Below are 12,309 nucleotides of genomic sequence, written 5' to 3'. Positions count from 1 at the left end.
ATGAGAATATGAGGCAAGATCGCGCACTGCTCCGGCCGGGCCACCCGGCCGGGACACCTGGAAAAAGGACGTGTTGCCATGCTGGATCTGATGCCTTCACTGGGCAGCTGGCGGCCTGCGGTCTCCGGCCAGCGATGTGCTGTGGCCACGATCGTAGGGACCGGCGGCTCCGTGCCGCGGCCCATGGGGACCTCCATGATGGTCTCCGAACATGGCGAAATACTGGGCAGCCTGTCCGGAGGCTGCGTGGAAGGTGCCGTGGTGGAAGCGGCCCTGGAAGCAATGCGCGACGGCGGCCCCCGCCTTGAGTCGTTCGGCTACAGTTCCGAGGACGCCTTCGCTGCAGGGCTCACCTGTGGAGGAGAACTGGAAGTCCACATCCAGCCGCTCGGAGCAGGCTCTCCGGAACTTTCCGTTTTCACTGAACTTTCGGTTTTCTCCGGACTGTCATCCTTAAAAGGCCAGTCCACCACGGCACACCCTTCCGAAGCCCAGCTTTCCGTGGCCCCTCCTGCCGTGGCGCTGATCCGCAGGCTGGATGCGGCGGGCGGTGTCGTCGTCGTGCATGATCCTGTGAGGTTCCGCGCGATGGAATCGGAGGAACTGGCCAAGCTGGTGGGAGACCATCCCTCCACACTCTTCGCGGCCGCCGCGCAGGTGGAGCCGCTGCTCCAGGGCGGACGTGCCGGCTTGGTCCGGCTCGCCCCGCCGGAGGGCTGCATCGATGGCTGGGTCACCACGGACAGGTGGGCAGCTGAGCACCAGGAAGAGGAAACCCAGCCCGAGCCCATCACACTATTCGTCGAAAGCCGCTTGCCGGCCGCGCGGATGCTGATCTTTGGTGCCAACGACTTTGGCGCCGCGTTGCTCCCCGCCGGACAACTGCTCGGCTACAACGTCACCCTCTGCGATGCCCGGCCTGCCTTCGCCCGGCAAAGCCGCTTCGCGGGGGCAGACCAAGTTGTCACTGATTGGCCGCACCGCTATCTGGAAGCCGAAGCAGCGGCCCGCCGCATCGATAACCGGACTGTGGTGTGCGTCCTGACTCACGACCCAAAGTTTGATATTCCCTTGCTGGAGACGGCACTCCGGTTCAACCTGGCCTACGTCGGGGCGATGGGATCACGTAGAAGCCATCGCCAGCGCGTCGACGCTTTGCTCGAGGCCGGCACGACGCCGGAGTCCTTGGAACGGCTGCATTCACCTATCGGACTGGACCTTGGCGCCGTGACCCCCGCGGAAGTAGCGGTATCCATTACGGCGGAAATCGTGGCGGAACGCGGGGCGGCCGCCCAGGAGCGAGGGGGCAGTGCGGCCGGAAAGACCCCGGGCTTCCCTTCACTCAAGGACAGCATTGGCCCGATTCACCCGGCTCCGATCCACCCAGCACCTCAACACCTCACTCAGGAGGACCCATGGACATGAACACCATCGAGGCCGTGGTCCCCACCACGGACCCCGCACAATGGCGCGACGGCGATGCCTGGCTCGCCGGTGGCACGGTCCTTTTCTCCTACGGAAGCACCGTCCTCAAACGGCTTCTTGACCTTGGCCAGGCCGGCTGGCCCGCCGTGACCGTGACGGACAAGGGCATCGAACTCGCCGCCACCTGCACCGTTGCGCAGCTGTACGCCTTGCCGCAAACTGCCGAAGCAGCCAGCCGTGAATGGCCTGGCTTGGCCTTGATCCGCCCTTGCTGCGACTCGTTCGTGGCTTCGTTCAAGATCTGGAACATGTCCACGGTGGGCGGCAATATTTGCACCGGCCTCCCGGCAGGGCCCATGACGTCGTTGTGCGCCGGACTGGACGGCATCGCCACCATCCTCAGTGCGGATGGCACCAGCCGGGAAGTTCCGGTGGCCGACGTCGTTACAGGGGATATGCAGACTGACCTGGCGCCGGGAGAGCTGCTGCGCAGTATCCATCTCCCCGCCGGCGCCCTTTCCGCGAGGGTTGCCTTCCGGCGTTTGTCCCTCAGCAACCTCGGGCGCTCAGGCGTGCTGCTGATCGGACGGCTCGACCCCGACGGCGCCTTGGTCATCACTGTGACTGCCTCGACCAAAAGGCCGGTACAACTGAGGTTCCCTGCCGGGCAGGTTCCCGACGCCGGGACGTTGGCTGACGCCGTCGGCGATTCGATTTCCTGGCCGCTGTACCACGACGATGTCCACGGGCTCCCCGCTTGGCGCCGCGACATGACGTTCAAGCTGGCCGAAGAAATCCGGGCGGAACTGCTGGGCGAGTCCATGACCGTGTCCGGCGATTTCTGGCCGCCACACAACACCTCGCCCCAGCCGTCCACGCAGCCCGCACCATCCACCACCCAGCAGAAGGAGGCCCCGAATGGCAATTGAGATCAACGGAACTGCCTCGCAGGCCACACCCCGCCCCGGCCAGTGCCTCCGCACGTTCCTCCGCGAAGAGGGCAACTTTGGCGTCAAGAAGGGCTGCGACGGCGGCGACTGCGGAGCCTGCACCGTCCATGTTGACGGAACACCCGTCCACAGCTGCATCTACCCGGCTGTCCGTGCCGAGGGCAAAGCAGTCACCACCATCGAGGGCCTGGGCAGCGCAGAAGGCCTGCATCCAGTGCAGGAGCAGTTCCTGGAAGCCCAGGGTTTCCAGTGCGGGTTCTGTACTGCCGGAATGATGATGACCGCGGCCACCTTCGACGACGAGCAACGCGCCAACCTGCCGCGCAACCTCAAAGGCAACCTATGCCGCTGCACCGGTTACCGCTCCATCGCGGACGCGGTCTGCGGCCACGGCGGCGATCACCAGCACGACGCCGGAGTTGACGTTTCGGGGGCGCAGTCGCCAGCTGCCGTTCCCACCGCGGTTGTGCCCGCCACTCCCGGTCAGCTCGGCGACAACGTTCCCGCACCCGCCGGTCAGGCTGTGGTCACCGGAACCGCCCGCTACACCCTTGATGTCCCGGCCGGGCAACTTCCGGGCCTGCTGCACATGAAGCTCCTTCGTTCGCCGCACCCGCATGCCCGGATTGTGTCCATCAACAAGGCCCCGGCGCTGGCGGTTCCCGGGGTCGTGGCGGTGTTCACGCATGAGGACGCACCGCAGCTGCTGTTCTCCACGGCCCAACACGAGAATTACACCGACGATCCCGATGACACCCGTGTGTTGGATAACGTGGTGCGGTTCATCGGCCAGCGGGTTGCGGCCGTCGTCGCCGAGTCCGTTGGGGCGGCAGAGGCCGGCGCCCGCGCCTTGGCTGTTGAGTACGAACTGCTGGAACCGGTCTTCACTCCGCAGGAAGCCATCCTTCCCGGAGCCCCGGCGATTCACGGAGAAAAGGACGGAGTCTTCTCCCGCATTTCCCGCCCGCTCCAGAATGTGGTGGCAGAGGTCCATGCCGAACTTGGGAGTGTTGCTGATGGGTTCGCGGCTGCGGACTTCATCCACGAGCACACGTACCAAACCCAACGGGTGCAGCACGTGGCCATGGAAACGCATGCTTCCATTGCCTGGCTGGATGAGGAGGGTCGCTTGATGATCCGTTCCTCCACGCAGGTTCCCTTCTTGGTAAAACGGACGCTGAGCCGGGTGTTCAACCTTGCGCCGGAGACCATCCGGGTGGTGGCCGGCCGGGTTGGCGGCGGATTCGGTGGCAAGCAGGAAATCCTCACCGAGGACCTGGTGGCGCTTGCCGCTTTGGCTCTTCGCAGGCCCGTCCAGCTGGAGTTCACCCGTACCGAGCAGTTCACGGCAACCACTACGCGCCACCCCTTCACCATTCACCTCAAAGCGGGTGCCAGCCGTGACGGTGCCCTCACCGCGCTTCAACTGAACGTCCTCACCAACACCGGTGCCTACGGAAACCATGCGCCGGGAGTGATGTTCCACGGTTGTGGCGAATCCTTGGCCGTCTACAAGTGCGTGAACAAGAAAGTGGACGCGCACGCGGTCTACACCAACACCGTCCCCGCCGGTGCCTTCCGCGGGTATGGGCTGAGCCAGATGATCTTCGCGATCGAGTCGGCCATCGATGAGCTGGCTGTCGGCATCGGCATGGATCCGCTCGAATTCCGGCTCAAGAATATGGTCCGCCCCGGTGATCACATGCTGTCCACCACCCCCGAGCCGGAAGAAGACGTGCACTACGGAAGCTACGGCCTGGACCAGTGTGTTGCTTTGGTGCGGGACGCCCTGGACCGGGGCAAGGAACGATACCGCGCCGCCGGACTGGACGACCTCGGACCGGACTGGGTGGTGGGGGAGGGCTCGGCCCTGTCCATGATCGACACCGTCCCGCCGCGCGGCCATTTCGCCCACACCCGGGTGAGCCTGGAAGCGGACGGAAGGTTCGCCGTCGACGTCGGTACTGCCGAATTTGGGAACGGCACCACAACTGTTCACGCGCAGCTGGCCGCCACGGCGCTTGCGACCACGGCGTCCAAGGTGACGGTCCGCCAGTCCGATACCGACCTCGTGGAGCACGACACCGGGGCTTTTGGCTCGGCCGGAACCGTGGTGGCCGGCAAGGCGACACTCGGTGCCGCGTTGGAACTCGCCACCCGGATCCAGACGGTGGCCGCTTCGCTGACCGGAGCGGCCCTGGCGGATTGCCGGCTGGTGGATGGCGCCGTCGAGTGTGGCGACCGCACGGTGACGCTGGCGGAAATCGTCGACGCCGCCCGGCTGCAGGGCGTTCGGCTCGCCACCGACGGCAACTGGGGTGGGACGCCGCGATCTGTCGCGTTCAACGTCCATGGCTTCCGGGTTGCCGTTAATACGGGAACCGGTGAGCTGAGGATCCTGCAGAGTGTCCAGGCCGCCGACGCCGGTGTTGTGGTGAATCCGCGGCAATGCCGTGGACAGATCGAGGGCGGCATTGCGCAGGCCCTCGGCGCGGTGCTGTATGAGGAAGTGAAAGTGGACGACGCCGGACGGGTCACCACGGACATCCTGCGGCAGTACCACATCCCGTCGTTCGCTGACGTGCCCCGGAGCGAGGTGTACTTCGCCGCTACCAATGACTCCACTGGCCCCCTTGGCGCGAAGTCCATGAGCGAGAGCCCGTTCAACCCCGTGGCTCCCGCCCTGGCCAACGCGATCCGCAACGCAACGGGGATCCGCTTCGGCGAGCTGCCCATTGCGCGGGACAAGATCTACCTGGCCCTCCGCGACCGCACCACTGCGCCCGTGTAGCCCAACTGAGTAACAGCAAACGTCGGTATGAGCCCTCAGTGCGACGTTTGCTGTTACTCACTTGGGTGAGACGGCGAGCTCCATGAACACACTGTTCGGGTCCAGGGTGTAGTCCCCGAATGGGGGGCATTCGGTGAAACCGTGCCGGGCATACAACCGGCGGGCCGGAGCGAAATAATCCTCGGTTCCCGTTTCCAGGCTCAGGCGCTCGAACCCTCGCACGCGGGCTTCGGCCACGATGTGCCCCAGCATCAAGGTGGCCACTCCGCGTCCCCGCGCGCTGGCCGCAGTGCGCATGGACTTGATCTCGGCCTGCCCGGCGGAGAGCGTCTTCAACGCACCGCATCCCAGCAACACACCATCCTCGCGTGCCGTCCAGAACGTGATGGATTCGTGTGACAACGCCGAGTGGTCCAGCGCGTGCACGCTCTCAGCGGGCGACGTGGCGAACATGTCGGCCAGGTGCTCGCTGAGGAGTTGGTGGACATCGGGGCGTGCGGGATCGTCAAGATCAATGCGGATCATGCGTCCAAAGTTACCCGGGCCTTTGACCCAGGTACCAATACTTACATCTCCAGCAAGTGCAGCTGGTCCTTCGTGTCCAGGTCCTCGCCGGAGCAAAGGTCGCTGCAGTCCACCAGGTCCACCAGGCCGGGATGGGCCTTCAGGAACGAGCGCGCTCCCGTGTCGCCATGAGCCGCGGCAGCGGCTTCGGCGCGGAGTCCGACGTCGAAAATCACCGGGTGCCTGCGCTTCAGGTGGCCCGACTCATCAGGGTACGCGGCCGCGGTAACCCGGCCGGGACGGTGGCTGCCCAGCAGCCTGCTCACCGCCGTCGGAGTTAATCCGGGCTGGTCCACCAGCGCCACCATGATGCTGTTGCCAGGGGTGGCGGCGTCGATTCCGGCGCGGAAAGAGCCCGCCATGCCTTTACCCCACTGCTCGTTCTCCACCACCACGTAGGGGCCCAGATCCGTGACGCTTCTGACGCGGTCGGCTTCGGCGCCGAGTACCACCACAACCTCGCGGCAGCCGCCGTCGAACAGGGTGTTGGCCAGAACCTCTACCAACGTCCGGCCGCGGAATGGGAGCAGCGCCTTCGGGCCGCGCCCCAAGCGGGTGCCGGCCCCTGCAGCGAGGAGCACGCCCGTGGTGGGGGCCATGCCGGAGTCAGTCATATCCTCACGATACGCGCGGGGGTGCATGCGGTCTCTAGCTCCTGGCTTGCTTTCTGGTACATCTACCTAATTCGGTTGCAGATTACCCGCGGGTAGGCCTTTTGATCGGCGTAAATGGCCATTATTGTCGATGGGGGAGTTGTGCAGTCAGCTCGTAGACGCAACGACGCGTGAAGGAACAGAAAATATGGCTGGCACTTTCGAAATTCTCAAAGCAGGATCCAACTCATTCCGGTTCAGGCTCACCGCCGAGGACGGCACGGTTGTGGCAGTGTCGCCACAATTTCCGAACCTCAAGGCCGTGGTGGCCGGCATCAACGCCGTCCGCGAAAATGCGGCAACGGGCTTTGTGGTGGACCGAAGGAACCTGGGTACCTAGGTCCGGTCCAAAGAACCCAGCGAAAAAAAGTTGGCGGCAGTGTTCCATACGAACACAGCCGCCAACTTTTTTGTGCGGGTTGTCAGGCGTCGCCGCCTGCGCCGCCGGTGGTGCCGGCGTTCACGTCCAGCAGTTTGTAACGGTCAATGGCGTACGACGGCGCGCCCTCCTCGACTTCGCCCCTCGCCGCCAGCAACTGCAGGGTTTTGGCGACGATGGAGTGGGTGTCGTTTTTGAAGTAGCGGCGTGCGGCTTGGCGGGTGTCGGAGAAGCCGAAGCCGTCTGCTCCGAGGGAGGCGAAGTCGTTGGGGATGAATTGGCGGATTTGGTCGGGGACGGCTTTCATGTAGTCGGTGACGGCGATGACGGGTCCGGTGTGGCCGGCGAGTTGTTCGGTGATGAACGGGGTGCGGGCGGGTTGGCCGGGGTTGAGGAAGGCGTGTTCTTCGGCGGCGAGTCCGTCGCGTCGGAGTTCGTTCCAGGAGGTCACGGACCAGACTTCGGCGGCGACGTTCCAGTCTTCGGCGAGGATCCGTTGGGCTTCGAGGGCCCAGGGCACGGACACGCCGGAGGCGAGGATGTTCGCGGTGGGGCGGTTCGCTGTGTTGGTGCTGTCCGCGGTGGGGGCGTCTGCGAGTTTGTAGATGCCTTTGAGGAGTCCGTTGATGTCCAGGTTTTCGGGTTCCGCGGGTTGGGTGATGGGCTCGTTGTAGACGGTGAGGTAGTACATCACGTTGTGGTCCTCGGAGGCCTCGCCGTACATTTCTTCGAGGCCGTGGCGGATGATGTGGCCGATTTCGTAGCCGTAGGCGGGGTCGTAGGTTTTCACGGCGGGGTTGGTGGAGGCCAGGAGGGGGGAGTGTCCGTCGGCGTGTTGGAGTCCTTCGCCGGTGAGGGTGGTCCGTCCTGCGGTGGCGCCGATGATGAAGCCGCGGGTCATTTGGTCGGCTGCGGCCCAGAAGGAGTCGCCGGTGCGTTGGAAGCCGAACATGGAGTAGAACACGTAGATCGGGACCAGGGGTTCGCCGTGGGTGGCGTAGGCGGTGCCGGCGGCGGTGAAGGCTGCGACGGCGCCGGCTTCGTTGATGCCGGGGTGGATCAGTTGTCCGGCGGGGGATTCTTTGTAGGCCAGGACGAGGTCGCGGTCCACGGAGAGGTAGTTCTGGCCTTTGGGGTTGTAGATTTTCGCGGTCGGGAAGAACGCGTCCATCCCGAAGGTGCGGGATTCGTCGGGGACGACGGGCACGAACCGGGCGCCGAAGTTCTTGTCCCGCATCAGGTCCTTGAGCAAACGGACGAAGGCCATGGTGGTGGCGGCTTGTTGTTTCCCGGATCCGCGTTTGGCTACGTCGTAGGACTTCGCGTCGGGCAAGGTGACCTCGGTGTGTTTGCGGCGGCGTTCGGGGACGAACCCGCCGAGCTCGGCCCGGCGTTCCATGAGGTACTTGATTTCGGGGGCGTCCATGCCGGGGTGGTAGTACGGGGGCCGGTAGAGGTCAGCGTCGAGTTGGTCATCGCTGATGGGGATGCGGAGGTGGTCACGGAAGGCTTTGAGGTCTTCCATGGTCAGTTTCTTCATCTGGTGGGTGGCGTTGCGGCCTTCGAAGTGCGGGCCCAGTCCGTAGCCCTTGACCGTTTTGGCCAGGATCACGGTGGGTTTGCCCTTGAACTCGGTCGCGGCCTTGTACGCGGCGTAGACCTTGCGGTAGTCGTGGCCGCCGCGTTTGAGGCCCCAGATCTGTTCGTCGTCCAAATCCGCGACCATGTCCTTGGTCTGCGGGGATTTGCCGAAGAAGTGTTCCCTCACGAACCCGCCGGACTCGGCTTTGTAGGTTTGGTAGTCACCATCGGGGGTTTCGTTCATGATTTTCACCAACGCCCCGTCCTGGTCTGCTTCCAGCAGGGAATCCCATTCCCGGCCCCACACGACCTTGATCACGTTCCAGCCCGCACCGCGGAAGAACGCTTCGAGTTCCTGCATGATTTTGCCGTTGCCGCGGACCGGTCCGTCCAGGCGCTGGAGGTTGCAGTTGATCACGAAGTTCAGGTTGTCCAGGTTCTCGTTCGCGGCGAGCTGGAGCAAACCACGGGACTCGGGCTCGTCCATTTCCCCGTCACCGAGGAACGCCCAGACCTGCTGGTCCGAGGTGTCTTTGATGCCACGGTTCTGCAGGTACCGGTTGGACTGGGCCTGGTAGATCGCGTTCATCGGGCCGATACCCATCGACACGGTCGGGAACTCCCAGAAATCCGGCATCAGGCGCGGGTGCGGGTACGAAGACAACGCATGGCCGGCCTTGGACTTCTCCTGACGGAACCCGTCCAAATCCTCCTCGGTCAGACGGCCTTCCATGAACGCCCGGGCGTACATGCCAGGGGAAGCATGGCCCTGGAAGAACACCTGGTCCCCGCCGGAGGGGTGGTCCTTGCCGCGGAAGAAGTGGTTGAACCCCACCTCATACAACGTCGCGGCCCCGGCATAGGTGGAAATATGCCCGCCCACACCAATATCGGAACGCTGCGCACGGTGGACCATGACCGCGGCATTCCACCGCATGTACGCACGATACCGGCGCTCGAACTCCTCGTTCCCCGGGAACGGCGCTTCCTGGTCCACCGGGATCGTGTTCACATAATCAGTGGTCGTCACCATCGGCACACCCACCGACCTCGCGCCGGCACGCTGAAGCAACGAACGCATAATGTACTGGGCACGCTCGGTACCCTGCTCCGCGATCAACGCATCAAGGGACTCAATCCACTCCGCGGTCTCTTCCGGATCACGATCAGGCAGCTGGGCAGTCAACCCGCTGAGGATGTGTGAGGTCTCTTCTCCTGCAGCCACGTCCAACCTCTCTTCATTGAATGTCTGGGCGCTTGCTCTGTGGGGGCGCTCAAGGAATTTCGTATTGTGAGAATAAAATTCTGCAATTCGAGATTACGTCTGCTGATGGGCAGCGTCAACACGGATTGCGTATCCGAATCAGTCAACTGGGAAAGCTTTGCCCAAGCAACCGAATGTGACCCTGCATACACCCGCAACCCTTGACGTTACGTGACCTGAGTCATAGAGTGCTTTCACTATTCAATAACTAGATTCCGCATTGTGGAATCAGTACGAAGTGGAGATCCACGATGCAGACGACTTCATCAGTCGGCGTCACTGAGACTCCGGGAGACAAAGACGCAGGTGGCCCCAACCATCCGGTCGTAGGCAACACTGACCTCTGCGCCATTGCTTCCGAAGTATCAGGCCGTACCATCAGCCCCAGTCTTTACAACATCGACCTCGCTCCCACCAAGGCCGAAGGCCGCAAGTGGACCAGCTACAGCATCTTTACCCTCTGGGCCAATGACGTCCACAGCCTGGGTAACTACGCCTTCGCCATCGGCCTGTTCTCCCTTGGTCTGGGCGGCTGGCAGATTCTGGTGGCCCTCGGAATCGGCGCCATCCTCCTTTTCGCCCTCCTGAACTTCTCGGGGTTCATGGGCGAGAAGACCGGGGTTCCCTTCCCGGTCATGAGCCGGATCAGCTTTGGCATCCGCGGAGCACAAATTGCCAGCCTGGTCCGCGGCGCCGTTGCCGTGGCATGGTTCGGCATCCAGACCTACCTGGCTTCGGTGGTCCTCCGCGTCATGCTGGTGGCCATGGCCCCCGGCCTGAAGGACCTGGACAGCAACTCCATCCTTGGCCTCTCCACGTTGGGCTGGTTTTCCTTCGTGGCACTGTGGATTGTGCAGTTGGTGATCGTCAGCTTCGGCATGGAAATGATCCGAAAGTACGAGGCCTTCGCCGGGCCCATCATCCTGGTGACCATGGCTGCGATCGCGGTATGGGTCTTCATCGAAGCAGGCGGAGCCATCCAGTGGAGCGGCATCAAGGGCCTGGAAGGTACCGAAATGTGGCTCACCATTTTTGCCGGTGGTGCACTGTGGGTTTCCATCTACGGAACTTTCGTCCTGAACTTTTGCGACTTCACGCGCTCTTCGGCTTCCAAGAAGTCGATCGTCAAGGGCAACTTCTGGGGCATCCCCATCAACATGCTGCTCTTCGGCGCCATCGTTGTGGTGATGGCCGGTGGTCAGTACAAGATCAACGGCACTGTCATTGAGAGTCCCTCGGACATTGTGGAGAGCATTCCCAATACCCTCCTGCTGGTCCTGGCTTGCCTCGCCCTCCTGATCCTCACCATCGCGGTGAACCTGATGGCCAACTTCGTGGCTCCGGTCTACGCACTGACCAACCTGTTCCCGCGGCACCTGAACTTCCGCAAGGCTGCGTGGGTCAGCGGCACCATTGGCCTGGTCATCCTTCCGTGGAACCTCTACAACAATCCGATTGTCATCGTGTACTTCCTGGGTGGCCTCGGTGCGCTGCTTGGCCCGCTGTTCGGCGTCGTCATGGCCGACTACTGGCTGGTCCGCCGCGGCAAGGTCAACGTCCCCGAGCTTTACACCGAGGATCCCAAGGGTGCCTACTTCTACAAGCGCGGCGTGAACCCGAAAGCGATCATTGCCATGCTTCCGGCAGCCGGCATTGCCATTGCCATCGCTTTCATTCCCGGGCTGGCAGCAGCTGCACCGTTCGCCTGGTTCATCGGAGCCGGCGTCGCCGCTTTGACGTACTTCGCTGTCGCGGACAAGAAGCAGGTCCACGAGGACGTCTCCGGCGAGCCGATCGCCGTCGCCAGCACCCACTGACACACCGAACGTCACGGCGTCGCCCGTCCTCCCGGATCCCACTGGCACAACGAGTTCCAGCAAGCGGATCCAAGCCAGTCGGCAGGGGACGGGCGCTGCCGTTGAGAGGAACTCCATGCGCATCCTTGTCGCAAACGTCAACACCACCCAGTCCATGACGGACTCCATCGCAGCCCAGGCCCGTGCCGCAGCTGCCCCCGGCACCGAGATCATCGGCATCACCCCGCGTTTCGGCGCCGACTCCTGCGAGGGAAACTTTGAGAGCTACCTCGCCGCGATCGCTGTCATGGACGCCGTGGTCAACTACCCCGGGCCTTTCGATGCCGTCGTCCAGGCCGGCTATGGCGAGCACGGCCGCGAGGGCCTCCAGGAACTCCTGGATGTCCCGGTGGTCGATATCACCGAGGCCGCAGCCAGCACCGCGATGTTCCTGGGCCACAAGTATTCGGTGGTCACCACGCTGGACCGTGCGGTTCCGCTCATCGAGGACCGCCTCAAGCTCGCCGGCCTGGAGGCGCGCTGTGCTTCTGTGAGGGCCAGCGGCATGGCTGTCCTGGAACTCGAGGAGTATCCGGAGCGTGCTGTGGAGGCGATCGTGGGCCAGGCCGAGCAGGCAGTCCATGAAGACAAAGCCGAAGTGATAGTCCTTGGCTGTGGCGGTATGGCCGGACTCGATGAGGAGATCCGTCAGCGCACCGGCGTCCCCGTAGTGGACGGCGTGGCGGCGGCGGTCACCATTGCCGAGTCCTTGGTCCGCCTCGGCCTGTCCACGTCCAAGGTCAGGACTTATGCCACGCCGCGTCCGAAGACTGTCATAGGCTGGCCGATAACCTCAGCCCCAGCAACGCCACCCCAGCCAGCCGCAAGCCAAGCCGCGGGCTGACA

General features: G+C 63.7%; 9 protein-coding genes. 6 read left to right on the top strand and 3 right to left on the bottom strand.

Going from position 1 to position 12,309, the window contains the following annotated elements:
• Window positions 1-78 precede the first annotated feature (78 nt).
• The 3 genes from ABQM86_RS17350 to ABQM86_RS17340 are packed head-to-tail and all read left to right on the top strand — an operon-like array spanning window position 79 to window position 5,166.
• Window positions 79-1,425: an XdhC family protein gene (locus tag ABQM86_RS17350; RefSeq protein WP_280623512.1), complete on the top strand. Its 1,347-nt coding sequence runs from the start codon at window positions 79-81 to the stop codon at window positions 1,423-1,425.
• Window positions 1,416-2,354 (top strand): FAD binding domain-containing protein, encoded by a 939-nt coding sequence (locus tag ABQM86_RS17345; protein ID WP_369745088.1) that lies wholly within the window; start codon window positions 1,416-1,418, stop codon window positions 2,352-2,354. The genes ABQM86_RS17350 and ABQM86_RS17345 overlap by 10 nt, the downstream gene beginning before the upstream one ends.
• Window positions 2,344-5,166, top strand: a complete 2,823-nt coding sequence (locus ABQM86_RS17340) for a molybdopterin-dependent oxidoreductase (RefSeq protein ID WP_369745087.1) — start codon at window positions 2,344-2,346, stop codon at window positions 5,164-5,166. The genes ABQM86_RS17345 and ABQM86_RS17340 overlap by 11 nt, the downstream gene beginning before the upstream one ends.
• 57 nt (window positions 5,167-5,223) lie before the next feature.
• Here the strand turns inward: ABQM86_RS17340 and ABQM86_RS17335 are convergent, their stop codons facing one another.
• Both ABQM86_RS17335 and nboR read right to left on the bottom strand, forming a co-directional pair.
• The gene (locus tag ABQM86_RS17335; protein ID WP_207594683.1) at window positions 5,224-5,691 is read right to left on the bottom strand and encodes a GNAT family N-acetyltransferase; all 468 of its coding nucleotides are present in this window, start codon (window positions 5,689-5,691) and stop codon (window positions 5,224-5,226) included.
• A 41-nt stretch (window positions 5,692-5,732) separates the two neighbouring features.
• A complete protein-coding gene (gene nboR, locus ABQM86_RS17330; RefSeq protein ID WP_207594681.1) occupies window positions 5,733-6,371 on the bottom strand; it encodes a nicotine blue oxidoreductase in 639 nt (212 codons plus the stop codon).
• 160 nt (window positions 6,372-6,531) lie between these two features.
• Here nboR and ABQM86_RS17325 point away from each other — a divergent pair, with 160 nt between their 5' ends.
• Window positions 6,532-6,723 (top strand): DUF1508 domain-containing protein, encoded by a 192-nt coding sequence (locus ABQM86_RS17325; protein WP_207594679.1) that lies wholly within the window; start codon window positions 6,532-6,534, stop codon window positions 6,721-6,723.
• A gap of 82 nt (window positions 6,724-6,805) precedes the next feature.
• On the opposite strand, the gene aceE is transcribed toward ABQM86_RS17325, so the two are convergent.
• Window positions 6,806-9,568, bottom strand: coding sequence for a pyruvate dehydrogenase (acetyl-transferring), homodimeric type (gene aceE, locus ABQM86_RS17320; protein WP_280623508.1), 2,763 nt, complete (start codon window positions 9,566-9,568; stop codon window positions 6,806-6,808).
• Window positions 9,569-9,858: 290 nt separating this feature from the next.
• On the opposite strand from aceE, the gene ABQM86_RS17315 reads away from it, so the two are divergent.
• Together ABQM86_RS17315 and ABQM86_RS17310 are read left to right on the top strand one after the other, a co-directional pair.
• Window positions 9,859-11,424, top strand: coding sequence for an NCS1 family nucleobase:cation symporter-1 (locus ABQM86_RS17315; protein WP_369745086.1), 1,566 nt, complete (start codon window positions 9,859-9,861; stop codon window positions 11,422-11,424).
• A 115-nt stretch (window positions 11,425-11,539) separates the two neighbouring features.
• On the top strand, window positions 11,540-12,307 hold the full coding sequence (locus ABQM86_RS17310; RefSeq protein WP_369745085.1) for an aspartate/glutamate racemase family protein: 768 nt from the start codon (window positions 11,540-11,542) through the stop codon (window positions 12,305-12,307).
• The last annotated feature ends 2 nt before the right edge of the window (window positions 12,308-12,309 follow it).

The organism is Paenarthrobacter sp. AMU7 (assembly GCF_041200195.1).
Lineage (GTDB): Bacteria > Actinomycetota > Actinomycetes > Actinomycetales > Micrococcaceae > Arthrobacter.
The sequence above is the reverse complement of the archived record's forward strand: the minus strand, read 5'-3'. Positions and strand labels throughout refer to the sequence as shown.